The 23,555-nt window shown below is 69.0% G+C and carries 20 protein-coding genes and 1 pseudogene; 12 read left to right on the top strand and 9 right to left on the bottom strand.

From position 1 onward, the window contains the following. Positions 1–255: 255 nt before the first annotated feature. Complete coding sequence (locus tag V9G19_RS22825) at positions 256–2,703, top strand: hypothetical protein (RefSeq protein ID WP_462287688.1); 2,448 nt, start codon at positions 256–258, stop codon at positions 2,701–2,703. A gap of 84 nt (positions 2,704–2,787) precedes the next feature. Here the strand turns inward: V9G19_RS22825 and V9G19_RS22820 are convergent, their stop codons facing one another. Continuing rightward, positions 2,788–3,069 (bottom strand): WhiB family transcriptional regulator, encoded by a 282-nt coding sequence (locus tag V9G19_RS22820; protein WP_462287687.1) that lies wholly within the window; start codon positions 3,067–3,069, stop codon positions 2,788–2,790. Between the two features lie 217 nt (positions 3,070–3,286). On the opposite strand from V9G19_RS22820, the gene guaB reads away from it, so the two are divergent. Together guaB and V9G19_RS22810 are read left to right on the top strand one after the other, a co-directional pair. Next, positions 3,287–4,804 (top strand): IMP dehydrogenase, encoded by a 1,518-nt coding sequence (guaB, locus tag V9G19_RS22815; RefSeq protein WP_462287686.1) that lies wholly within the window; start codon positions 3,287–3,289, stop codon positions 4,802–4,804. A gap of 10 nt (positions 4,805–4,814) precedes the next feature. Then, complete coding sequence (locus V9G19_RS22810; protein ID WP_462287685.1) at positions 4,815–5,945, top strand: GuaB3 family IMP dehydrogenase-related protein; 1,131 nt, start codon at positions 4,815–4,817, stop codon at positions 5,943–5,945. Positions 5,946–6,045: 100 nt separating this feature from the next. Here V9G19_RS22810 and V9G19_RS22805 read toward each other — a convergent pair whose 3' ends face one another. Both V9G19_RS22805 and V9G19_RS22800 read right to left on the bottom strand, forming a co-directional pair. Further along, positions 6,046–6,279, bottom strand: a complete 234-nt coding sequence (locus tag V9G19_RS22805; RefSeq protein WP_462287684.1) for a hypothetical protein — start codon at positions 6,277–6,279, stop codon at positions 6,046–6,048. Between the two features lie 35 nt (positions 6,280–6,314). Next, positions 6,315–6,935 (bottom strand): hypothetical protein, encoded by a 621-nt coding sequence (locus V9G19_RS22800; protein ID WP_462287683.1) that lies wholly within the window; start codon positions 6,933–6,935, stop codon positions 6,315–6,317. 209 nt (positions 6,936–7,144) lie between these two features. Here V9G19_RS22800 and V9G19_RS22795 point away from each other — a divergent pair, with 209 nt between their 5' ends. From V9G19_RS22795 to V9G19_RS22785, 3 genes are all read left to right on the top strand, one after another. Beyond that, positions 7,145–8,728 carry a succinic semialdehyde dehydrogenase gene (locus V9G19_RS22795; RefSeq protein WP_462287682.1) on the top strand — a complete coding sequence of 528 codons (1,584 nt, stop codon included), beginning with the start codon at positions 7,145–7,147 and terminating at the stop codon, positions 8,726–8,728. Then, a complete protein-coding gene (locus V9G19_RS22790) occupies positions 8,725–10,392 on the top strand; it encodes a GMC oxidoreductase (protein ID WP_462287681.1) in 1,668 nt (555 codons plus the stop codon). Before V9G19_RS22795 ends, V9G19_RS22790 begins: the two co-directional genes overlap by 4 nt. Positions 10,393–10,667: 275 nt before the next feature. Continuing rightward, on the top strand, positions 10,668–11,213 hold the full coding sequence (locus V9G19_RS22785; RefSeq protein ID WP_462287680.1) for a hypothetical protein: 546 nt from the start codon (positions 10,668–10,670) through the stop codon (positions 11,211–11,213). A gap of 51 nt (positions 11,214–11,264) precedes the next feature. On the opposite strand, the gene V9G19_RS22780 is transcribed toward V9G19_RS22785, so the two are convergent. After that, positions 11,265–13,112, bottom strand: a complete 1,848-nt coding sequence (locus V9G19_RS22780; RefSeq protein WP_462287679.1) for an ABC transporter ATP-binding protein — start codon at positions 13,110–13,112, stop codon at positions 11,265–11,267. Further along, positions 13,109–14,866 carry an ABC transporter ATP-binding protein gene (locus V9G19_RS22775; protein ID WP_462287678.1) on the bottom strand — a complete coding sequence of 586 codons (1,758 nt, stop codon included), beginning with the start codon at positions 14,864–14,866 and terminating at the stop codon, positions 13,109–13,111. Before V9G19_RS22775 ends, V9G19_RS22780 begins: the two co-directional genes overlap by 4 nt. A gap of 123 nt (positions 14,867–14,989) precedes the next feature. Here V9G19_RS22775 and V9G19_RS22770 point away from each other — a divergent pair, with 123 nt between their 5' ends. Both V9G19_RS22770 and V9G19_RS22765 read left to right on the top strand, forming a co-directional pair. Beyond that, the gene (locus V9G19_RS22770; protein WP_462287677.1) at positions 14,990–16,498 is read left to right on the top strand and encodes a beta-propeller fold lactonase family protein; all 1,509 of its coding nucleotides are present in this window, start codon (positions 14,990–14,992) and stop codon (positions 16,496–16,498) included. A 189-nt stretch (positions 16,499–16,687) separates the two neighbouring features. Continuing rightward, positions 16,688–18,484, top strand: a complete 1,797-nt coding sequence (locus tag V9G19_RS22765) for an IS1634 family transposase (protein WP_462287676.1) — start codon at positions 16,688–16,690, stop codon at positions 18,482–18,484. A 254-nt stretch (positions 18,485–18,738) separates the two neighbouring features. Here the strand turns inward: V9G19_RS22765 and V9G19_RS22760 are convergent, their stop codons facing one another. Continuing rightward, a complete protein-coding gene (locus V9G19_RS22760; RefSeq protein ID WP_462283989.1) occupies positions 18,739–19,902 on the bottom strand; it encodes an IS701 family transposase in 1,164 nt (387 codons plus the stop codon). 94 nt (positions 19,903–19,996) lie between these two features. Beyond that, positions 19,997–20,536 (bottom strand): Uma2 family endonuclease, encoded by a 540-nt coding sequence (locus V9G19_RS22755; RefSeq protein ID WP_462287675.1) that lies wholly within the window; start codon positions 20,534–20,536, stop codon positions 19,997–19,999. A 202-nt stretch (positions 20,537–20,738) separates the two neighbouring features. Here V9G19_RS22755 and V9G19_RS22750 point away from each other — a divergent pair, with 202 nt between their 5' ends. Continuing rightward, entirely contained in the window at positions 20,739–20,891 is a 153-nt protein-coding gene (locus V9G19_RS22750; RefSeq protein WP_462287674.1) for a YncE family protein, read from the top strand. Then, on the top strand, positions 20,888–21,046 hold the full coding sequence (locus V9G19_RS22745; protein ID WP_462287673.1) for a hypothetical protein: 159 nt from the start codon (positions 20,888–20,890) through the stop codon (positions 21,044–21,046). Before V9G19_RS22750 ends, V9G19_RS22745 begins: the two co-directional genes overlap by 4 nt. Before the next feature lie 140 nt (positions 21,047–21,186). On the opposite strand, the gene V9G19_RS22740 is transcribed toward V9G19_RS22745, so the two are convergent. After that, positions 21,187–21,666 (bottom strand): hypothetical protein, encoded by a 480-nt coding sequence (locus tag V9G19_RS22740; RefSeq protein WP_462287672.1) that lies wholly within the window; start codon positions 21,664–21,666, stop codon positions 21,187–21,189. Positions 21,667–21,773: 107 nt separating this feature from the next. Continuing rightward, the gene (locus tag V9G19_RS22735) at positions 21,774–21,995 is read right to left on the bottom strand and encodes a hypothetical protein (RefSeq protein WP_462287671.1); all 222 of its coding nucleotides are present in this window, start codon (positions 21,993–21,995) and stop codon (positions 21,774–21,776) included. A gap of 665 nt (positions 21,996–22,660) precedes the next feature. Here V9G19_RS22735 and V9G19_RS22730 point away from each other — a divergent pair. After that, positions 22,661–22,930: pseudogene (locus V9G19_RS22730) on the top strand (ISAzo13-like element transposase-related protein); the annotation flags it as partial. Next, a complete protein-coding gene (locus tag V9G19_RS22725; protein ID WP_462287670.1) occupies positions 22,914–23,540 on the top strand; it encodes an ISAzo13 family transposase in 627 nt (208 codons plus the stop codon). The pseudogene V9G19_RS22730 and the gene V9G19_RS22725, both read left to right, overlap by 17 nt. Positions 23,541–23,555 lie beyond the last annotated feature (15 nt).

Raw genomic sequence — 23,555 nt, 5'->3', positions numbered from 1 at the left:
TGATGGCTCGGCAGGGATTCATGTCCCCCGCTGGCGCGACGCGCTTGCGCGGGGATGGCGCTCCCGGCGCTGATGCCGCGCCCGGTGGCCATTCGGTGTGGACGATTCACCCACCGGGATCCTTGCCAACCTCATTGTGTGGTGGGAGATTTGCGGTGGCCGATTGGTCGCTGGATCGTCCGGCGCTCGGTCGATGGAGGACACATGAATACGTCCCGGATAGCGCGCCTGGCGGCGCTAGCCACAATCGCTGCCATGGCCGGAACCGCGGGCGCCGCCGCGGACCCGGCAGCCAAGGCGCCGCCGGCTCCCCAATGGGCGCAGCTGCAGACCCGCCAGCTCCCCAACCCGGCCGCCCGCGACGGCGACGAGGGCGAAGACCCGATGGAAGTCGCCGAGATGGCCGAGCAGTACGCCGAGCAGCGCAGCCTCCCGGCCGACTCGGTGTCGGCCGCTGCCCTGGTGGCGGCGCGGGCCCAGGCGGCCGCGATGCCCGCGGCTCAGGCACGAGCATCGGAAATCACCGATGTTCCGACCCAGGGCGAGCCACCCGGCTACACCGACCCCGCCTGGTCGAACGCCGGCTCGGGGTTCCAGCTCATCGCCGGACGGATGACCGCGCTCGCGGTGGACCGCGGCGCGTACTACGCCGGAGCCGCTGACGGCGGCGTGTGGAAGTCCACCGACGGCGGCCGGCACTGGGCCGCGATCTGGGAGCACATGCCGACGCTGTCCATCGGAGCCATCACCGTGGCCAAGGACCGCGGCATCTGGGTCGGCACCGGTGAGGCCAACACGAGTTCCGATTCCTACCAGGGCGTCGGTGTCTACCGGTCGACGAACGCGGGCGGCAGCTTCCAGCGAGTCGGCGGCAACGAGCTGATGAGCCACCTGGTCTTCCGGCTGCTCGACGACGGCCACGGGACGATGTATGCCGCCACCAGCCAGGGCCTCTACCGGCACTCGAGCACGTCGTCGGCCGGGGCGTGGAAGCGGATCCTCAAGCCCGACCCCAACCCGACCAACTCGCCATACAACACCTCGTTCATCACCGACGTCGTCGTCCGGGGCGGTGGCCGGCAGGTCATCGCCGCGCTCGGCTGGCGCAACGGGACGGACTACAACGGGTTCTATGTTTCCAACAGCGCGGGCGCGGCCGGCAGCTTCCGCAAGATCCGGCTCACCGGCGATATCGACGGTGGCGACATCGGCCGGACCACATTCGCGGTCAGTGCCAACGGCAATCGGCTGTATGCGATGGTGCAGTCCCCGGAGATGCTCGCGGCCGGCGAGGACAGCATGCTGCGGGGCATCTATGTCTCCGACGACGGCTCACCGGCCGGGCCCTGGCACAAGGTGGCCGGAGCGAACGCGCTGATGAACAGTGGATCGGCGCTGACCTTCGACGGCTATCACCCCGGCGTGCAGGCCTGGTACAACCAGTTCCTGCTCGTCGACCCCGCCGACGCCAAGCATGTGTATGCCGGCCTGGAGGAGGTCTACGAGACCCGTGACGGCGGCCGGACCTGGAGCACGATCAGCCCCTACTGGAATTATGGCCTCGCCTGCGGCGCCAACTGCCCCAAGACGACCCACCCGGACCAGCACGCGATCGCCCTGCACGGCAGCACGGTCGTGGTCGGCAACGACGGGGGCGTCTACTCGCGGCCGATGAGCCACCGTGGCTACGGCGCCTGGACCTCCCTGAACAACAGCCTGCATACCCTGCAGTACTACGACGCCGCGGCGGGCAACTGGGGTGCCGGTGGAACGGCATACTGGGGCGGGCTGCAGGACAACGGGACCACGTTGCTGCGTCCGGGCAAGATCAACGTCGAGCCAGCCGGCGGCGACGGCGGCACGGTCCTTGTGGATCCGGCCAATGCCCAGCGCGCGGTCGGTGAATATGTCGGCCTGCTGATGTACCGCACCAGCGACGGCGGCCACTCCTTCACGAACGTCTCGCCGGTCTGCGGCAATGGTTACACCGGCGCCGACTGCGACCCGGCCGCACGCTTCATCGCGCCCTTCCAGGCCGATGTCCGCAACACCAACACCTGGGTCGCGGCGGGCAGCCGGGTGTGGCGCACCACCAAGGGCTGGAACACGAATTGCCTCGGTGCCACCTGTGACTGGAAGGCCGTCCACACCTTCGGCACCGATGCCGCCGGCGGGCCCCGGCTCGGCACCGCGCTGGCGGCCAACGGCGCGGTGACGTATGCCGCGTGGGTCGACTCCAGCGGCAACCCCGGCCCGACCTTTGCGACCGGAATCGACACCAACTACGGGGGCCACTGGCACCGGGTTGTCGCATCGAACCTGCCCAACCGGTTCATCGCCGGGCTCACCGTCGATCCGGCGAACCCCGCCCACGTGTATGCCGTGTTCAACGGCTACTCGCGCCGGTGGATCCCCGGCGGCGGTACCGGCGTGATCTTCGAATCGACGAATGGCGGCCGGACCTGGCGCAACATCACCGGCAATCTGCCCGACGCCCCCGGCAATGGCGTAGCCATGGTCAGCGGCAACCTCTACCTGGGCACCGATGTCGGCGTGTTCATCGCCAAGCAGTCGGATCCGGCGATGTGGCGCCGCGTTCCCGGCCTGACCAATTCGGCCGCCGTGAGCGTTCGCCCGGTGCCGGGTGCCAACGCTGCGGTCGTCGGCACCCACGGCCGCGGCATCTGGCGCGTCGGCACGTGAGCTAGCGACGGATCGTGAAGGTCAACGGTCGCCCTGGCAGCCGTTGACCTTCACGATCCCAGCCGATGGCCGATGGGTCGCGTGTTACGAGGCCGTGGCGACCTCGTAGTGGGCGAGGCGGTCGTCCTCGCTCATGCCGCCCCAGACGCCATAGGGCTCGCGGACGGTCAGGGCGTGGCTGCGGCACTCCAGGAGCACCGGGCAGCGCTCGCAGACCTCCTTGGCCGCGTGGTCGCGCAGCCGGCGGGCCGAACCGCGCTCGCCTTCGGGGTGGAAGAACATCTCGGGGTTCATCCCGCGGCATAGGCCGTCGAACTGCCATTCCCATGCGGCTGCCAGTGGGATATGCGCGGATACCTCGGTCATGCGGAGGTCCCCCCTTCTCTGAAACGCCGGAGCTGCTGGGAGTACCGGACTTACTTCAGCGTGAGGCTACGGCCCGTTTGCGTGCCGTTGGGCAAATGTCTGGTAAGGATTGATTCAAGGAATGGTCAAGAAGCCCGGTGGCGTCCGTCAGCGTGGTGACGGGCATCGCGCCGGCCGGTGTCCCGTGGCCCGCTCGCTCCCCCCGTAGAATCGGCCAATGACGACCGGTTCCGCCCAGGACCAGAACGCCGCGCCCGAGGTTGGGCTGACCTACGACGATGTGCTGCTCCTGCCGGGGGAGTCCGACATCATTCCCAGCGAGGTCGACACGACGACCCGCCTGACCCGCGAACGGAGCTTGCGGGTGCCCCTGCTCTCCGCGGCGATGGACACCGTCACCGAGGCGCGGATGGCGATCGCGATGGCCCGCCACGGCGGCCTGGGGGTGCTGCACCGCAATCTGTCGATCGCCGATCAGGCATACCAGGTCGACCTGGTCAAACGCACCCAGACCGGGATGATCTCCAACCCGATCACGATCGGCCCCGATGCCACCTTGGAGGATCTCGACTCGGTGTGCGGGCAATACCGGGTCTCCGGCCTCCCGGTCGTCGGCGTCGACAACGAGCTGCTCGGCATCATCACCAACCGCGACCTGCGGTTCACTCCGGTGGCCGAATGGGCCACGACCAAGGTGGCCGAGGTGATGACCCCGATGCCGCTGTTCACCGCTCCCGAAGGCATCGGCCGCGACGAGGCGATCGCGCTGTTGCGCCAGAACAAGCGCGAGCGGCTGCCGCTGGTCGACCCGGAGGGCCGGCTGGCCGGGCTGATCACCGTCAAGGATTTCGTCAAGAACGAGCAGTTCCCGCAGGCCTCTAAGGACGGCTCCGGGCGGTTGATGGTCGCGGCCGCGGTCGGCTTCTTCGGGGACGCTTGGGAGCGGGCGGGCACGCTGGTCGACGCCGGCGTGGATGTCCTCGTGGTCGACACCGCCCACGGACACGCCCAGCTGCTGCTCGACATGATCCGGCGGCTCAAGCGGGATCCGGCGACCCGGCACGTGCAGCTGATCGGCGGCAATATCGCGACGACCGCCGCCGCGCAGGCGCTCGTCGACGCCGGCATCGACGCCGTCAAGGTGGGTGTCGGCCCGGGCTCGATCTGCACCACCCGCGTGGTCGCCGGGGTCGGTGTGCCGCAGATCTCCGCCATCTCGTATGCCGCTCGCGCCTGCAAGCCCGCCGGCGTCCCGGTCATCGGCGACGGTGGGCTGCAATACTCCGGCGATATCGCCAAGGCCCTTGTCGCCGGCGCCGACTCGGTGATGATCGGGTCGCTTTTTGCCGGCTGTGAGGAGACCCCGGGGGAGACCGTTTATATCCAGGGGAAGCAATTCAAGTCTTATCGCGGAATGGGCTCAATTGCGGCGATGTCCTCTCGCGGCAAGAAGTCTTATTCAAAGGACCGCTACTTCCAGGCGGATGTCCCGAGCGACGACCTGATCGTGCCCGAGGGGATCGAGGGCCAGGTCGCCTACCGCGGCCCGGTCGCGGCCGTGGCTCACCAGCTGATCGGCGGGCTGGCGCAGTCGATGTTCTATGTCGGGGCGGCGACGATTCCCGAGTTGCAGGCCAAGGGCCGGTTCATCCGGATCACCACCGCCGGGCTGCGCGAGTCCCACCCGCACGACGTGCAGATGGTCGCCGAGGCGCCCAACTACCGCGGCCGTTAACCTTGCCCGCGTGAACGAGATCGAGATCGGCCGGGGCAAGCGCGGGCGGCGGGCCTACTCCTTCGACGACATCGCGGTCGTCCCCTCCCGGCGCACCCGTGACCCCGAGGATGTCTCGCTCGGCTGGCAGATCGACGCCTACCACTTCGACATCCCGGTCCTCGCGGCGCCGATGGACTCGGTGATGTCGCCGGCGAGCGCGATCGCCTTCGGCCGGCTCGGCGGGATGCCGGTGCTCGACCTCGAGGGCCTGTGGACCCGGTATGCCGATCCCGAGCCGCTGCTCGCCGAGATCGCCTCGCTCGACCCCGCCTTGGCGACCGCGCGGATGCAGCAGATCTATCGCGAGGAGATCCAGCCGGAGCTGATCGTCGAGCGCATCCGCGAGGTCCGGGCCTCCGGGGTGACCGTAGCGGGAGCGTTGTCACCGCAGCGGACCGCGCAGTTTGCCAAGTATGTGCTCGACTCCGGCGTGGACCTCTTCGTCATCCGGGGGACGACGGTCTCGGCGGAGCACGTCTCCAGCCGCGCCGAGCCGCTCAACCTCAAACGGTTCATTTATGAGCTGGACGTGCCGGTGATCGTCGGCGGCGTCGCGAACTACACGCCCGCCCTGCACCTGATGCGCACCGGGGCGGCGGGTGTCCTCGTCGGCTTCGGCGGTGGCGCGGCGCATACGACCCGGGCCACCCTCGGCATCCATGTGCCGATGGCCTCGGCGGTCGCCGATGTCGCGGCGGCCCGGCGGGACTATCTCGACGAATCCGGCGGACGCTATGTCCACGTCATCCCCGACGGCGGGATGGGGGAGAGCGGCGACATTGTCAAGGCGATCGCCTGCGGCGCCGATGCGGTGATGCTCGGCGCGGCGTTGGCGCGGGCGAGCGATGCCCCCGGTCGCGGCTACCACTGGGGCCCGGAGGCGCACCATCCCGAGCTGCCCCGCGGCGAGCGGGTCGCGGTCGGCGCGGCCGGCACCATGGAACAGATCCTCTATGGCCCGAGCAGCGGCTCGGACGGCACGACCAACCTGATGGGCGCCCTGCGCCGGGCCATGGCCACCACCGGCTACCTGGAGCCCAAGGAGTTCCAGCGCATCGACGTCATCGTCTCCCCCCACCACCCCACCACCACGCGCTGAGGTCTGCATGTTTGGCTGAGGTCGTACTACCGGTAGTACGACCTCAGCCAAACATGCAGACCTCAGCGTTATGGTCTTCGGTATGCTGCGGCCAGTCCGCTCACCCGGCCGTGCCGGGAACCGCCTCCGCGCTTGCGCACCCGCGTGGCGCCTCGGCCGTTGCGGACAAGTACCTCCCCACGATGCTGCGCACTCGGGCGCCGCCCGCGAGAGCGCGCTTGCGCCAGTTGAGTGGGTCGCGAAGGCCCTCGCCGAGGCGATCATCGCCGGCCAGCAGGCCGAGATCGACCAGATGAAGCAGATGTTGGCTGGTTGAGGTGATGCGGGTGGGCACGGCTCGACCGGACGTCGTGCCCACCCGCAGCCCCGTTACGGGATCGACTTCAGCGGGCCCGCCGCGGCTGGGAAGTTGCGTGTGCTGAGGATCTGCACGCCGGCGTTGTGATCGCCGTTGAACGGCGTGACATTCGCCGCGCAGCCGGCTGCCGCGGCAGTGGCGGGGGAGTTGAACCACAGGCCAAGGTGGAATTGGTGGACCGGTGCCGTCGCCGGGTTGGTCGCCGCGTCGCCGCCGTGGCTGACCGGAGCCGGAGCGCTTCCCGGCGCCACCGAGAACGTCTCCTTGTTGAAGCGTCCGACAACCGTCACCTGGCCCTTGCCCCAGGCATCGGCGTGCAGGTCGCTCTGATACCAGGAGAGGCCAAACGGCGCGTCGGGGACCTGGATGACGAACAGGTCGTAGTCGCTGTTGGGGCGCAGCCCGGTGGCCTTGACCACCATCTTCTCGGTTGCCCCCTGCTTGGTGACGGTGACGATCGCCTTGGCCTGCGGCAGGCAGGCCGCGGGGGTGCCGGTGGAGCGGACCATCGTGAACGTCTTGCCGACGGGGGCCCGCGCGGTCAGCGCCGAGCCCGCGCCGCTGGAGGCGAGCGTGAGGCCGAGACCGACGCCGGTGACGGTTGCGGCAATGGTCGAGGAGGTGATGCGCATGCGTGTTCCTTCCTGGTGGGGCCCGCCGGTTCTGGCTGGGCACGATGGACCAACCGTGCTCTCGCCACGGATGTGTGCCATCGGGCAAGGCCCTTAGATGTGCGCCGTCGGTCCTTAGCCGGTTTCCTGGCACCCCGTGTGACCACCGCCACCGCTCGCGCCGATGGGCGACCGTGCCGAGGACTGGACAGCGTCGTTACCGTTAGGTAGTGACTGCTTCTCCGCTGACCGATGCACCGGCCGTGGCGCGCCCGGCGCTTGCGCCCGAAATCGTTGCCCGCCTGACGCGTCAGGCCCGTGCGACCTCCAGCGAGCGGCGCGAGGTGACCACGCCGATGACCGGAGCGGTGATCGCGACTCTGCGCCTGTCCACCCTCGAAGACGTCGACAGCGCGTATGCCGCGGCCCGCGCCGCCCAGCCCGCGTGGGCCGCGCGCCCGCTCGCCGAGAAGGGCGCGATCCTGCGGCGCTTCCACGACCTGGTCCTGGCGCGGCAGCCGCAGCTGCTCGACCTGGTCCAGCTGGAGTCGGGCAAGGCCCGGCTGCATGCCTTCGAGGAGGTCGCCGACGTCGCGATCGTCGCCCGGCATTATGCCGCGACGGCCCGCCGCACGCTCGCGCCCCGGCGCCGGCGGGGAGTCTTCCCGGTGCTGAGTCAGGTCGTCGAGGCGCGCATCCCCAAGGGCGTCGTCGGCATCGTCTCGCCGTGGAATTATCCGCTCAGCCTGTCGATCACCGACGCGCTCGCTGCGCTGATGGCCGGTAATTGCGTTGTGCTGCGGCCCGATTTGCAGAGCCCGCTCACCGCGCTCGCCGGGGTGGAGCTGCTGCGCGAGGTGGGGCTGCCGGCCGGGGTGTTCCAGGTCGTCCTCGGCAGCGGGTCGAGCATCGGTGCGGCGGTGCTGGGCCGGGCCGACTACGCCTGTTTCACCGGGTCGACGCCGACCGGGCGCCGGGTCGCCGCGGCGGCGGGGGAGCGGTTGATCGGCGCCTCCCTCGAGCTCGGCGGCAAGAACGCCGTATACGTCGCCGACGACGCCGACCTCGACAAGGCGATCCCGGGCGTGATCCGGGCGTGCTTCTCCTCGGCCGGGCAGCTGTGCATCTCGACCGAGCGTGTGCTCGTCCATGCCGATGTGTATGCCGCGTTCGTCCCCCGGTTCGTCGCCGCCGTCCGAGCGCTGCGGCTCGGGACCGGCCTGCACTGGGGCTATGACCTCGGCTCGCTCGCCTCGGCCGACCAGCTGGCGGCGGTCGAGGCCCACGTGGCCGACGCCCGGGCCAAGGGAGCGACGGTCCTCGTCGGCGGGCAGGGACGACCCGATCTGGGCCCCTATGTCTATGAGCCGACCATCCTGGAGGGAGTCACCCCCGAGATGGCCTGCCGCGATGAGGAGACCTTCGGCCCGGTCGTCGCGCTCTATCGCGTCGTCGATGACGCGGCGGCGGTCGCGCTGGCGAACGACACGGCATTCGGGCTGAATGCGTCTGTGTGGACCCGAGATCTCGCGCGAGGGCGACGTGTCGCTGCCCAAATCCGCACGGGCACAGTCAATATCAATGAGGCGTATGCCGCGGCCTGGGGCAGTGTCGCTGCCCCGATGGGTGGCATGAAGGCGAGCGGCATCGGGCGGCGACACGGGCAGGAGGGGATCTTGCGGTTCACCGAGTCGCAGAATGTCACCGCGCAGCGTGTGCTTCCGATCGCGCCGGTGATGGGTCTGTCCGACGAGAAGTTCGCCCGCGCACTTACGGGTGCCCTTAAGGTGATGAAAGGTCTTCGGCTGCAATGAAAACCGACTACGACGTGGTGGTCGTCGGCTCCGGCTTCGGTGGCTCTGTGGCGGCGCTGCGGGCGGCGGAAAAGGGCTACCGCGTGCTTGTGCTGGAGGCCGGGGCACGGTTCGCGGACGACGACTTCGCGAAGACGAACTGGGATGTGCGGCGATATCTGTGGGCGCCGAAGCTGAAATGCTTTGGCGTGCAGCGGATTCACAAGCTCCCTGACGTGATGTTGTTGGCCGGAGCTGGAGTTGGCGGCGGGTCCCTCAATTACGCGAACACGCTGTATGTGCCGCCCAAGGCGTTCTTCGAGGATCACCAGTGGGCCGGGATCACCGACTGGGAAGACGAACTCGCGCCGCACTATGCGACCGCTTCGCGGATGCTCGGGGTCGTCGTCAACGAGGTCGAGGGACCGGCCGAGGAGGCGATGCGGTCGGCGGCGGACGCGATGGGCGTCGGAGCGAGCTTCCGCAAGACGCCGGTTGGGGTCTACTTCGGAAAACCCGGTGTGACGCAGCCAGATCCGTACTTCGACGGTGCCGGGCCGGAGCGCACCGGGTGCACGCTGTGCGGCAACTGCATGGTCGGCTGCCGGGTCGGCGCCAAGAACACGCTGGTGAAGAACTACCTGGCGCTCGCCGAGCGGCTCGGCGTGGTCATCGAGCCATTGCGGACCGTCGTCGACCTGAGACCGGTGGATGCCGGCGGGGGTGGGCCGACGGCATACGAAATCGTCAGTGAGCGCAGCGGCGCCTGGGTGCGGCGTGATCGGCGCACGGTGGTGGCCGGTGAGGTCGTCATCGCTGCCGGGACGTGGGGGACGCAGCAGTTGTTGCACGGGCTGAAGGCAACCGGGCGGCTGCCGCGGCTGTCGTCCCGGCTGGGAGAGCTGACCCGGACCAACTCCGAGGCCCTGCTCGGGGCGAACCTGCCGCGCGTCGAGCCCGGCGCGGACCTGAGCGAGGGGATCGCGATCACCTCCTCCTTCCATCCCGACGCCGAGACCCACGTCGAGAATGTGCGCTATGGCCGCGGGTCGAATTCCATGGGGCTGCTCACCAGCTTGCTCATCCCGGGGGACACCGGGCGGACTCGGCTGGGGGAGCTGGCGCGGCAGATCCGGCGGGATCCCTCTCGGCTCAAGGAGTTCCGGGTGCGCAAGTGGTCGCAGCGCACGATCATCGCGTTGGTGATGCAAACCCGAGACAACTCGCTGACGGTCTCAGGCAAGCCGCGCCGGCTCACTCGTGGCGTGCGGCTGACCTCGCGCCAGGGGCACGGCGAGCCGAACCCGTCGTGGATCCCCGCCGGGCACGCGGCCGCCCGCGCGCTGGCGGCGGCGCTGCAGCGGCATACCGGCCAGGCGGCGACCGCCGGCGGCAACTGGGCCGAGAACCTGGGCTTCCCGTTGACCGCGCACTTCCTCGGCGGCGCAGTGATTGGCGCCACCCCTGACGAGGGCGTCATCGACCCCTATCACCGGGTCTGGGGCTACCCCGGACTGCACATCACCGATGGCGCCGCAATCTCGGCCAACCTCGGCGTCAACCCGTCGCTGACAATCACCGCCCAGGCCGAGCGCGCCCTGTCCCTGTGGCCGCGCAAGGGCGAGTCCGAGCGGCGGCCGCCGCAGGGCGGCGCCTACGTGCGGCTGGACGTCGCCGTCCGCTAGCGCCCGGCTGTGCTCTCGATCACATGACACCTGCCCGCGGCGTCCGTGTCGAGGCGAACGGCGAGGTCACGGGCGGCGGGTTCGGGAGAGCGGCCCGCAGTTCGCCTATCCGGGTCGCGGCCTGAGTGCTTGAATGATGCTGAGGCAGGCTGACCGGCCCGCCGACTCTACCCGACTCCAGCCGTGCCGGACACCGACCCTGGGCACGGCGGGGGTGTCGGGTGCACGCCCGTTGGGGCCGTCAGCGTCGTGGCCCCAGACGACAGGAGTTAGCGATGAGCGAACAAGTCCAGCCGGCCCCGACCCGCATGAGCGACCCCGGTGCCGCCGCGTTGATGACCTTCGGGATGGCACTGTTGTATGTCTTCGTGGTTGACGTCCTCAACCACCATGCCCGTGGGGCGTTGCTCTACGGGCTGCTGATCGCCGGCGTCTACCAGAGCATCGTCTCGCTGCTCGAGCACAGCAGGGGCGACGCCTACATCGGCAACCTGCTCGGGTTGTTCGGGATCTGGCTGATCGGCTACTTCCTCCTGCTCAACGCCAACCCCGAGAAGGTCGCGACCGCCGACGCCAAGGGGTGGTATGTCCTGGTCCTGCTCGTTCCGGTCGTCTTGCTGGCCCTCCCGGCGATCAAGAAGAAGCTCGTCGCGATCGAGCTTGCCTTCCTGTTCCTGTTCTTCGTCATCCTGTTCCTCGGGCTGGGCTTCTTGCAGCCGACGATGACCTGGCTGGGGCCGGCCACGGGCTGGGCGGCCCTATGTGCGGCGATGCCGATTCTCTATCTCGCCTACGAGAGGCTGATGGGTGCGGTCGGCTGACTGTCTGCCTCGGCGTTCCTGGCCCACGGCGCGGGGATCCCGAACCCCGCGCTACCCCTCCGCACGCCAGGAACGCCAAAGCGCGGCATAGGGGCCGCGGGCGGCGAGCAGCTGATCGTGCGAGCCGAGTTCGCTGATCCGGCCGTCCTCGATCACAGCCACCCGGTCGGCGTCGTGGGCCGTATGCAGCCGGTGCGCGATCGCGACGACCGTGCGGCCCCGCACCACCGAGGCCAGCGAGCGCTCCAAGTGCCGGGCCGCGCGCGGGTCGAGCAGCGACGTCGCCTCGTCCAGGACCAACGTGTGCGGATCGGCCAGCACCAGACGCGCGAGCGCCAACTGCTGGCTCTGCGGCTGGGTCAGCTCGTGTCCACCCGATCCGACCGCGGTCGACAGGCCCTCCGGCAACGCCGCTGCCCACTCGGCCGCGTCCACCGACGCCAGCGCTGCCGTCAGCTTGGCCTCGGACGCCGACGGGCGCGCGAGCAGCAGGTTGTCGCGCAAGGTCCCCACGAACACATGGTGCTCCTGGGTCACCAGCGCCACCTCGCCGCGCAGCACGTCCATCGGCAACTCCATCAGGCCGACGCCGCCGACCGTCACCGACCCGGACGACGGGCCGTCGATCCCGGCGAGCAACCGCCCGAGCGTCGACTTCCCGGCGCCCGACGGGCCGACGATCGCCAGCCGCTCACCGGGCCGCAACGCTAACGAAACCCCATGCAGGACTTCACGATCGGCCCGATAGCCGAACCGCACACCGCGGGCCTCGATGTCGTCGCCGTCCGGGACCGCACCGCTGGCGACCCGGTCGTCCGGCACCTCCTCGATGCCGATGATCCGGGCCATCGACGTCGCCGCGACCTGGATCTCGTCCAGCCACGACACCAACTCATCGAACGGATCGATCAGCTGGCGCAGATAGAGGATCACCGTGGTCGCCGCGCCGATCGTCAGCGACCCGTCGTTCACCAGCCAGCCGCACCACAGCAGCGCGGCGGCGACAGGAACGACATACGAGAACTCGGTCGGCACGAACCACCACATCCGCAGCCAGCGGGTGTAGTACTCCGCCCGATAAGCCCCTCGCACGGCATCGACCAGCCGCGCATGCCGCTGCCGCCCCAGCCCCAGCGCGTCGATCGTGCGCGCCGCCTCGACTGACTCGGCCGCAACACCGTTGAGCACGGCCCACTGCGCCCGCTCCCAGAGGTAGCCGTCGCGGGCGCGCCGCAAATACCACCGCGTCGACGGGACCACGAAGGGCAGGGCCGCGAGCAGCGCCAGGCTGCCCAGCGGCGAGACCCATACGGTCGCGCCAATCGTCAACACAACGGTCACCGCCGCGACGAAGATCGACGGCAGCCCGAACCGCGCTGCCCAGGAGAGGGATTCGACGTCGTTCGTCGTCCGCGCCACGAGGTCGCCCGTGCCCGCGCGTTCCAGTGCGGACAGCGGCAGCCGGCACGCGCGATCGACGAAGCGCTCCCGCATGTCGGCAAAGATGCTCTCGCCGAAGACAAAACTCGCTCGCCGCGCCCACCAGGTCAGCCCGGTCTGCGCGAGCACCGCGACGAGGAGCAACCCGACCAGCCGGTCGACATGACCGACCGTCGTCCCACGCGCGAGGTCGTCGACGAGTCCGCCGATCAGCCACGGCAGCACGAGCGAGGCGATCGCCGCGAGCGCGTGCAGCACGACGACCGCGCCGAGCTGGCCGCGGTGGTGACTCAGCAGCTTCTTGGTGTGCGTCCACACCGCGGCCGGTTCGGCAACGGGCAATGTCCGTCGCAACGGATCGGTCTGTTCCACAGTCGGTCTCGTATGCCGCCGCCGCGGCTTCTCCGGCTCACGCACCTCTCGCTGGACGCGCGTGCGCTGGGTCAGTGTGTCGGTCATTGCTCGTCACCTCCTCGGATCACGATGTTTCGGTATGCCGTGTTGCCGGCCAGCAACTCGGCGTGCGTGCCGCTCGCCATGGCCCGTCCTTCCTGGAGCAGCACAACGGAATCGGTGTGCTGCAACACCAGCGGGCTGACCGTCGCGACGACGGTCGTCCGCCCACGCCGGTATGCCGCCAGCGCCGCCCCGATGCGCGCCTCGGTGTGCGCGTCCACCGCGCTCGTCGGCTCCAACAGGACCAGCACCGACGGATCGATCGCCAGCGCCCGGGCGAGCCCGATCCGCTGGCGCTGTCCGCCGGAGAAGCCGCGGCCCTTCTCCTCGATCGGCGCGTCCAGTCCCTCGGCGAGCGAGTCGAGGATGTCCGTCGCGCTCGCCACCTCCAGGGCCCGGAGCAGGGTGTCGTCGCCGATCGCCCGCCCGGCCTGCAGCTCGGACCGCAAGGTCCCGCTGAACAGCCGTGCCTCGGGGTCGTTGACGACAATTGTGCTGCGCACCAACTCGATCCGCAGCCCGGCCAGTGCCTGGCCACCGAGGGTCGCCGCGCTCACCTCCTCGCCGAGGCGACCGAGCCGGCCCGCCAACGCCACCGACTCCTCCGGCCGGGCGCTGACCACCGCGGTCAACCGCCCACCGGCGAAGCGGGCCCCGCTGACCGGGTCGACGAGTTCGCCGAGCGGAGCAGCCACCGCCGCCTCGTTCGATGACTCCGCGCCCGCCGAAGTCGCCACGCTCGGAGCCGATTCCGGTGCGCCGATGTGGTCGCTCTGCACCCGCAAGATCGCCATGATCTTGTTGGCGGCGACCCGATAGCGGATCAGTTTCTCGACCATCTCGGTCACGGTGCGCAGCGGGAAGGTCATGAACGTCGCATACCCATAGAACGCGACCAGCTCACCGCTGCTCAGCTCGCCCGACAACACCGCCCGGGCGCCGGTCCAGACGACCAACACCACGAACAACCCGGGCAGCAGCGTCTGGCTCGCGTCCAGCGCCGCCTGATAGCCGGCCACGCGAACACCGGCCGCGCGGACCTGCTGGCTCTGCGCGGCATACCGGCCGACGAACTCGCGCTCGCCGCCGATCCCGCGCAGGATCCGCAGCCCGGCGACGGTGTCGGTGCCGAGCGTCGTCAGCCGGCCGGACTCCTCGCGCTGGGCCGCCTGGCGGCGCTGCAGCGGTTTGATGATGAACGACAGCGTGGCCAGCAGCACCGGCGCGCCGATGAGGATCACCAGGCCGGTCGGGGCCGAGGCCCGCAGCAGCAGCACGGCGACCACGACATAGCTGACGATCGCGCCCGAGAAGCGCGCCCACACGTCATACACATGGCCGACGCGCTCCATGTCGGTGGTCGTCACGCCGACGACATCGCCGGTCGGGAAGCGCCGGGCGATCTCCTGCCCGCGCGTCGTCACCGCCGCATCGGTAGCGACGACGACGCGGAAGGCGCCGTCGAGCCAGTTCTGCACGGCGAACCAGTGCCGGGTCGCCCCGGAGACCGCGATGACGAGCGAGAGGCCGGCGAGGATCAGCGACCAGCGCAGCAGGGCGCCGTCGTCGCCGTGGACCAGCCCGGCGTCGATGCCCCGCCCGATCGCGCCCGGCACCAAGGCGATCGCCGTCATCCAGATGATTCCGCAGACCATCCCGCCCACCAGGGTGCGCCACTGCCGCCGCGCGCCCCACATCAAGAAGGCGAGCGGCGTCGTCGTCGGCGGCGTGCCGGGATCAAGGACGCTGAATTTCATGGCGGTCATCCAGGCTAGACATCCGCCGTCCCCGGCGACACCGAATTAATCCAGGGGGCGACACGGCTGCCGATCCGCCGCGCCTGCACGGCCAGAGGCGGCCGGCCTGGCTACCCTGACCCCGTGACGATCTCCCCGCCCCGGCCTCCCGGCACCCGGGAGCGACCCGGCGAGGAGGCGGGCGCGACCCAGGTCCTGCCGCAACGGGGCCTCGATGTTCCCCCGCCACGCCGGCGACGCGACCCCGACCCGGACTCGATGCCGGTCGCCATCCCCGTGGGGCCGCGGCGCGAGGACCCGCCGGTCGGCGCCGACCACGTGCCGCCGCCACCGGCGCGCCCGGGGGGAGCCGCGGCATACCGGCAGCCGCGACCGCGGCCCAACTATGCGCTCCGGAGGGCGCTCGCGCTCGCCCTCCTCGTCGTCGCGCTGGTCCTAATTGTCAGCCTGGTCATGGCGGCGGTCCGCGTCGTCGGCGGCCTCTTCGGCGGTGACGACGCTGCCCCCACCACCGCGCCGCCTGCGACCATCGCCCCGCAGGTCACGGCGCTCACGCCCGAGGTTGCCGCTCCTACTCCGTCGCCCGATGCCAAGCAGGGCGCCGCCGCGGCGTCCGGTGAGACCACGATGGTCAAGACGATGCGGCTGGCGTCGGACCGGATGACGCCGAAGTCGATCGTGGCCGGGCCCAATGGCCTGCTGTTCGCGCAGAACATGATGTACCGGCACTCGGTCACGGTGTTCACCCCCGACGGCGCGCTGGTCAAGACCATCCCGGACAGCGTCGACCTCGCCAAATACGGCATCGAGGGCCACGCCGGCGTCTCCAAGGGCGCGCCGGTCGAGGTGGCGTTCAGCCCCGACGGCAAGCGGGTCTGGGTGTCCAATTATTCGATGTATGGCGCCGGTTTCGGCCCCGAGGGACTCGACTCCTGCCGCCGTGGCGACGGCACCGACACCTCCTATCTCTATCAGATCAACACCGCCACCTTCGCGATCGACAAGGTCGCCGCTGTGGGCGCGGTCCCGAAGTATGTGGCCGCGACCCCGGACGGCACACAGGTGATCGTCAGCAATTGGTGCGGCTGGGACCTCTCGATCGTCAATGCGGCCACCGCGACCGAGACCGCCAAGGTGGCCCTGCCGGGTGCCTACCCGCGCGGCATCGTGGTCTCGCCCGACAGCAAGACCGCGTATGTCGCCCTGATGGGCTCGGACAAGATCGTCACCGTCGACCTGGCCACCCGGGCCGTCACCGAATTTGCGCAGCCGGGTGGGGGCCCGCGGCACATCGTGATCAGCCCCGACGGCAAGTTCCTGTATGTATCCAACAACCGCTCCGGGGATGTCGTCAAGATCGACCGCGCCACCGGTGCGGTCGTCGGCACGGCGGTCACCGGCAGCGAGCCGCGCTCGGTCGCGATCTCCAGTGACGGCCAGGCGATCTATGTCGTCAACTATGGCTCCGGCTCGATGAGCAAGGTCCGCACCAGCGACATGACCGTGATGCAGACCGTCCCGACCGACGCCTCCCCGATCGGCATCACCTACGAGCCGACCAAGAAGCAGGTCTGGGTTGCCTGCTACGGCGGCTCGGTCCTCGTCTTCGACGACGCAAAGCTCAAGGGCTGACCCCAGACTCAGCTGCGCTATGCCGGGTCCCTGCCAGGATGAGGCAGAGGCGTCTTTCGCTAGGCCGAAGTTGCGAGTGGTTTGAGGGCTGATCCCCGTTTTGACCTGCAGTGATGCGGCTTCTAACCCCTCGGTGTGTCGTCACTAAAGTGGATCGATCGATCCGGCATGGTGTGATATTTTGGCGGTATGGCGAAACGTGGTGGAGCGGTTCATGTGACCACGCACCGTCGTCACTATGTTGGTAAGGACGGGGTGGCCCGGGACTACGAGACCCACCTGTTGCGGCGTTCCTGGCGGGAGAACGGCAAGGTGCGCAACGAGACGGTCGCGAACCTCTCCCACCTGCCGGCCGAGCTGATCGAGGTGATCCGGGCCTGCCTGGCCGGGCAGGCGTTCATCCCGGCCGACCAGGCCGCCACCATCACCCGCTCCCTGCCGCACGGGCATGTGGCCGCGGTGTGGGCCCAAGCCCGGGCCCTGGGCCTACCCGGGCTACTCGGGCCGCCCGGGCGGGCCCGGGACCTGGCGATGGGGCTGATCATCGCCCGAGTGCTGGCACCCGGCTCGAAGCTGGCGACCATCTCCTGGTGGGCCGACACCACCCTGGGCGTCGACCTCGACCTGGCCGGTGCCTCCACCGACGAGGTCTACGCGGCGATGGACTGGCTACTCGGGCGCCAGGACGCGATCGAGAAGCAGCTGGCCCGGCGCCACCTGGCCGCCGACGCCAACCCCGCCCGGATGGCGCTGTTCGACCTATCGTCCTCGTGGATGGAAGGCAGCCACTGCCCACTGGCCCGGCGCGGCTACTCCCGCGACGGGAAGAAGAACCGCACCCAGATCGAGTACGGGCTGCTGACCGACCCGGCCGGTCGCCCGGTCGCGATCCGGGTCTTCCCCGGCAACACCGCCGACCCCACCGCGTTCATCGTCGAGGCCGTCACCCTGGTGCGGGACACCTTCAAACTCACCGAGATGGTCATGGTCGGCGACCGCGGCATGATCACCACCGCCCGGATCACCGCGATCCGCCACACCAACACCGACCCGGCCACCCGAGCCGACCTCGGCTGGATCACCGCGCTGCGCGCCCCCGCGATCAAAACCCTTGCCGCCGAGGGCGGCCCGCTTCAACCAACCCTGTTCGATGAACACAACCTGGCCGAAATCAGCCACCCCGACTACCCCGGGGAACGGCTGATCGCCTGCCGCAACCCGTTCCTGGCCACCGAACGCGCCCGCAAACGCGAGGACCTGCTCACCGCCACCGAAACCGCCCTGGCCCCCACCCAGCGAGCAGTGGCCGAGGGCCGGCTAGCCGGCGCCGACACGATCGGCCTGCGGGTCGGCAAACTCCTCAACAAATACCGGATGGCCAAACACTTCGACCTGACCATCACCGACACCACCGTGGTGATCACCCGCAAAACCAGCCAGATCGCCGCCGAAGCCGCCCTCGACGGCATCTACGTGCTACGCACCCCAACGCCCGCCGAGACCCTCACCCCCGCCAGCATCGTCCAGGCCTACAAAAACCTCGCCCACGTCGAACGCGACTTCCGCAGCATCAAAGCCACCGACCTCGACCTGCGCCCGATCTACCACCGCCTCGAAGACCGCGTCCGCGCCCACGTCCTGATTGTGATGCTCGCCGCCTACCTGACCTGGCACCTACGCGCCACCCTAGCCCCCCTGACCTTCACCGACGAACACCCGCCAACACCCGCCGACCCGGTCGCCCCCGCCCACCGCTCCCCGGCCGCGGACCGCAAAGCCTCCCGACACACCGACGACCACGACCAGCCCGTGCGGTCCTTCCCGGCCCTGCTCAAACACCTCGCCACCCTGACCCGCAACGACCTGCGCTACGGCACCGACCACACCACACCCCTCGTGCCCACCCTGGCCGAACCCACCCCCACCCAACGCCACACCTTCGCCCTCCTAAACGCCCCCATCCCCCTAACCATCAACGGCAAGTAGACAGAACCACCAACACCCAAACCAGCGAACCCCCTGCCCAGCAGGGGGTTCGCCACGTCAACCAGCCGTAACTTCGGGCTAGTACTACAGCCGCATTTATGGGAATGCGCCACGGCTGGCGTAATGACATCGGCGGGCTCGGGCTTGGTGCCGGCGACGCCAGGATGACCAGTGAAGAACTTCGGCCGGGTCTGGGTTGTGTTTCCAGATCAGTTGCGCCAGAAGGTGTTTGACCTCGGGGACGGTGAGCGGGATCAGGTCCGTGGGGTTGGCTCGATGGCCCCCTTTTTGGGGGTTGCCGTGGCCGCGGTGGTGATGGTCAGGAAGGCGTGGGCGAGCATGGCCAGGGTGATGTGCCGGTACCAGGATTCGTATCGGCGGACCTGGTACTGGTCCAGGCCGACCTGTCCCTTGGCGCTCTGGAAGGTCTCCTCGATGGCCCAGCGGGCCCCGGCGACACGGACAAGCTCGCGCAGCGGCGTGTCCTCGGGCCCGCAGCACAGGTAGTAAGCCAGGTCGGTGGGGTCGCTGATCGAACGGCGCACCAGCAGCCAGTAGCCATCGGCAGATTCCAGCGGACGGATCTGGGCGCGGGCCCAGTGATAGAGCCGGGGACCCTTGGCGCCGTTGCCTGCGGAGATTTTCTTGAACGCCTGCGCTGGAAGCGATCTCGCGAGTTCGTCCGCACGCAGCTTGGCGACCCGGTCGCCGGTGTCCGTCTCGACACGGGCGATGACGCGCTGGTTGACCGGCACCGCGAGCACGTACGGCATGCCACGACTCTCCAAGGTGGCGCGCAGCCCGCCGTGCTGGCCGTATACCTCGTCGCCGGTGACCCATCCGGCCGGCACCCCCGCATCCAATGCCCGACCGATCATCGCGATCGCTAGCTCCGGTTTGGTCGCGAAGGCCACCTCGTCGCCGATCCCGGCCTCTCGGCAGCGGTCCCGGTCCTCGGTCCACGCCTTTGGCAGATACAGCTCCCGGTCCAGGAACGTGCGGGCGACGGGCGTCGCGTATGCCAGGAACACCCCGATCTGACTGTTCTCGATCCGCCCCGCGGTGCCGGAGTACTGCCGGGCCACCCCGGCCGACTTCGTGCCCTTCTTGAGGAACCCCGTCTCGTCCACGACCAGCACCCCGGCCGGGTCGCCCAAGTGCTCGACCACGTACCCACGCACGTCGTCACGAACCAGGTCCACGTCCCAATCCGCCGCCGCGAGAAGGCGTTGCATCCCATCCGGGTTCGCCGCTCCGGCCCGCTCCGACAGCGTCCACCCGTTCTTGCGCTCCACCGGCGAGAGCAACCCGCGCACGTACTCCAGCGCCCGCTCCCGCGGCTCAGACCGCGCGAACCGCGACGCGATCCGGGCATGCACGGCCGCCAGCCCCTCCGCCCACAACTCCACTTCCGCCACACAAACCTCACTGATCACATAAGCACCATGGCCCCAGTCATCAGTCTGACATCCACGACACGCCGGTCAACCACAAATAAATGCGGCTGTAGTACTAGGCGACCAGGTCGGCGGGGCGGATGGTCACGGCATACGGCAGCTGAAGCGTGAGTTCTTCGGCCCCTGTTGCCCGGCCCGCCACGACGTATGCGCCGTCGCGCAGGTCCCACGCGGTAATGCTGGGCTCATCCGGGTCGATCACCCAATACGACGCACACCCAGCAGCCTCGTAGCGAGATCGTTTGAGCAGCAGGTCGAATCGGCGGGTGCTGGGCGAGAGGACCTCGACGGCGAGGAGTGGCGCGCCTGGCAGGTTCCGCTCGGTCAGGTCTTGCCGTCGCGCGATGAGCACATCGGGCTGCAGCGCCGTGTCGTCCGCGAGCGCGACATCGAAGGGAGCCGGGAGGATCTCGTAGTCAGCAGGGAAATCGCGATGCAGCGCGAGAACAAGACGAACTACCGCGCGTTGATGGCGTCGGGCGGGCGCTGGTGTCACGACCAGCACGCCGTCGATGAGTTCATAGCGGTGCCCGTCGTCGGGCATCGCGTCCAGGTCCGCCCGCGTCAGCGGCCGGCTCCTGGGCAAGGTGGTCATAGCTGTCATGGTGCCCCACTTCCTCCGAGGATGTCATGCCAGCAGCATCGCGCGGGGCTCCGACAACCCTGACGAGTTATCCACAGGCGGCTGGCGGCTGGCCGACGATCGGCGGCAGGCATGCGGGGGCGACGGCACTCCTGTGGGCCCGACAGTTTAGGCCGTCACCGACTTTGCCCAGCCAGGCGGCACGCGCCACCTCGTGATCAGCCCGGACGGCAAGCACCTCTATGTCTCCAACAACCGCAGCGGCGACGTCGTCAAGATCGACCGCGCCACCGGCCAAGTCGTCGCCAAGGCGGTCACCGGCAGCGAGCCGCGCTCGGTCGCGATCTCCAGTGACGGGGCTCGATGAGCAAGGTCCGCACCAGCGACATGACCGTCATGCAGACCGTCCCGACCGACGCCTCCCCGATCGGCATCACCTACGCGCCGACCAGGAAGCAGGTCTGGGTCGCCTGCTATGGCGGCTCGGTGATCGTCTTCGACGACGCCAAACTCAAGGGCTGACCTTGTAACGCGCGGAGGTCCGTCCGCCCCGGCCTGGTAGCGTCGCTATGGCTGGTCCGTGCCGAGGATGAGGCTGATGACGAGTGTGGCGGCGAGGACGCCGATGCCGAAGCCGGTGAGCGTCACCAGGGCAACGTAAGTCATGGAGGGGTGACATAAGTCGCTCCGGTGGTCAGTCCGAGCGCGAGGATGTAGTAGGCCCCGGAGGCGATCGATGCGGTGGCGACCAGTGGAAGGCACGTCTCGGACGCCGCGACGGAGGTTAGCCATCGTCGCTTCTCGGCGGCTCGGGCGATGGCCTGGATCTCGGTGGAGGTGCGGATGACGTCGCCTGCGATGGCCCATCCGGTGGCGAGGGTCAGGAGAAGGACTCCGAGGAGGCTGAGGGCGACGACCCAGTTGGCTTGGATGGCGACAACTCGACCGGCCGTGACCCAGTTCTGGTCCACCGACTCGACGACGATTCCGGTGGCCTGGTGTCTCAGCGTCACGCCGTAGAGCTCGAGGGCGTCGAGGGGTTGTCCGTCTCGGGAGATGAGGATGATCTGGGCTTCGTGATCCGCCAGAACGTCGAGGTCCATGATCTCCGAGTGGGAGATCCGGGAGTCTGATCCGAGCATGCCGTGGAGGTACTGTGCGACGGGGGCCGTTCTTGCCGGGTCGACGGCCGCCGCTTGGCAGTCCGCGGCAACCAGTTCGATGACGTTGCAGGGCCCGCTGAGGACTCTCATGGGAGGACCGGTTGGTCGCCGGTCGTCACGGACGCTTCGACCCACATCCAGGCGACGTCCGCGTCCTTGCGGAGGTCATCGACGACGTCTGCTAGATCTGGCCCGTAGTCACGGGGTGCGCCTTCGAGCACGACATCTCCCAGAACTTGGCGTGCGAGCAGTGCGTCTTGGTGTTGTGCGCCGAGGATGCTAGCCCACAGCTGGACCTGGCCGAGCACCAGCACGAGCGTGGAGATGCCAAGCAGGAGGCGGGCCGTTCGGCGGGAGCTTGTAGCGCAGACGTCGACCGCCGAGGGCCATGCCCGGCCTGCCTAGCGAGAAGCCGAGGTCGCCGATCGCAGCGCCGAGACGGGTGAGGACGACTGTGAGTAGGGCGGCAAAAGTGATGGCGAATACGAAGATGCCGGCGACGGGCAGAACTAGCGTGACAGCGGCGGAGGCCAGGCTGGCAGCGACGCGCAGCCGGTATCCGGTCCCTTCTGCTCGCCGCAGCGCTGGATCCGCACGGTCGATCCACGATCGGGGGCGCGGCGCGGTGAAGACCACCACCAGCAGCGCTGCCGTCCAGGAGAGCCCCGCCGCGGCGGGGAGCCATCGTATGGCGTGGCGCACATCCGGGCCGGGCCCGACGGCATCGAGCCAGCCCACGTGCACGTCAGCAGGCGAGAGCCCGAGTAGCAGCAGCATACCTCCGGCCACTCCAAGGGAGATTGGCCGCATTGACTCGCGCACTTCGCCCAAGCCGCTTTTTGTCCGTTCGTGTAACATCAGCTTTTGTTCTCAAGCGGGTTGCTCGTACTCATATTCCAATTCTCATAGACCCAGTAGCCGTCGCAACTTGCGTCGGCGACGTTGAGCGTGCTTCGGCTGTGCTGTCGTACACATGAGCCCCGTAGTCCGGGGAGTAGGCATGCAGAGCCGCTGCTGCGGGAGTGGCCAAAGCGACGCTGGCCGCGGCAAGAGCCATGAGACTCCGAGCGGCCTGAGAGGTAAAGGAGCAGCCCACCCGGACCGGGACGCCCAGTTCCACTACCTGGCAGCCCAGGCCAGCGACCACATCGCCGGCGGGGACCCGATGATCAGCGTGGACACCAAGAAGAAGGAACGGTCGGCGAGTTCAAGAACGGCGGCCGGGAATGGCACCCGAAGGGGCCAGCCCGAGCGGGTCACCGTCCACGACTTCCCCGACAACCACCTGGGCAAGGTCACACCCCTACGGCGTCTACGACGTGGCCCACAACTGCGGCTGGGTCAGCGTCGGGACCGATCACGACACCGCCGCCTTTGCGGTGCACACCATCGACACCTGGTGGCAGCGGATCGGGTCCGCCGCTCACCCGGGCGCCACCCGGCTGTTGATCTGCGCCGACGGCGGCGGCTCCAACGGCTACCGCAACCGGTTGTGGAAGAAGGAACTCGCCGACCTGGCCACCCGCACCGGGCTGACCATCACCGTCACCCACCTCCCGCCGGGCACCAGCAAATGGAACACGATCGAACACCGCCTCTTCGCCCACATCTCGATGAACTGGCGCGGCTGGCCCTTGACCAGCCACGAAGTCATCGTCAACACCATCGCCGCCACAACCACCAGCACCGGTCTGAGCGTCGACGCCGAACTCGACACCAACACCTACCCCGCCGGCATCAAAATCAGCGACCAGGTCATCCCCAACCTCGAACACCGCGGCATCCTGACCCGCCACACCTTCCACGGCGAATGGAACTACACCCTCCACCCCGACACGCCCGACCTGAACTAGCTTATTTCCTCACAG

It is taken from the genome of Nostocoides sp., assembly GCF_037045025.1.
Lineage (GTDB): Bacteria > Actinomycetota > Actinomycetes > Actinomycetales > Dermatophilaceae > Nostocoides_A.
Note: the sequence above shows the minus strand (reverse complement) of the source record. Positions and strands in the feature narration are given on the sequence as shown.

Coding starts and splice junctions, on each gene's coding strand:
- V9G19_RS22825 (WP_462287688.1), top strand. CDS start 256: ATGGCCGGAACCGCGGGCGCCGCCGCGGACCCGGCAGCCAAGGCGCCG.
- V9G19_RS22820 (WP_462287687.1), bottom strand. CDS start 3,069: ATGACCGAGGTATCCGCGCATATCCCACTGGCAGCCGCATGGGAATGG.
- guaB (WP_462287686.1), top strand. CDS start 3,287: ATGACGACCGGTTCCGCCCAGGACCAGAACGCCGCGCCCGAGGTTGGG.
- V9G19_RS22800 (WP_462287683.1), bottom strand. CDS start 6,935: ATGCGCATCACCTCCTCGACCATTGCCGCAACCGTCACCGGCGTCGGT.
- V9G19_RS22790 (WP_462287681.1), top strand. CDS start 8,725: ATGAAAACCGACTACGACGTGGTGGTCGTCGGCTCCGGCTTCGGTGGC.
- V9G19_RS22785 (WP_462287680.1), top strand. CDS start 10,668: ATGAGCGAACAAGTCCAGCCGGCCCCGACCCGCATGAGCGACCCCGGT.
- V9G19_RS22780 (WP_462287679.1), bottom strand. CDS start 13,112: ATGACCGACACACTGACCCAGCGCACGCGCGTCCAGCGAGAGGTGCGT.
- V9G19_RS22775 (WP_462287678.1), bottom strand. CDS start 14,866: ATGAAATTCAGCGTCCTTGATCCCGGCACGCCGCCGACGACGACGCCG.
- V9G19_RS22765 (WP_462287676.1), top strand. CDS start 16,688: ATGGCGAAACGTGGTGGAGCGGTTCATGTGACCACGCACCGTCGTCAC.
- V9G19_RS22755 (WP_462287675.1), bottom strand. CDS start 20,536: ATGACCACCTTGCCCAGGAGCCGGCCGCTGACGCGGGCGGACCTGGAC.
- V9G19_RS22745 (WP_462287673.1), top strand. CDS start 20,888: ATGAGCAAGGTCCGCACCAGCGACATGACCGTCATGCAGACCGTCCCG.
- V9G19_RS22740 (WP_462287672.1), bottom strand. CDS start 21,666: ATGCTCGGATCAGACTCCCGGATCTCCCACTCGGAGATCATGGACCTC.
- V9G19_RS22725 (WP_462287670.1), top strand. CDS start 22,914: ATGGCACCCGAAGGGGCCAGCCCGAGCGGGTCACCGTCCACGACTTCC.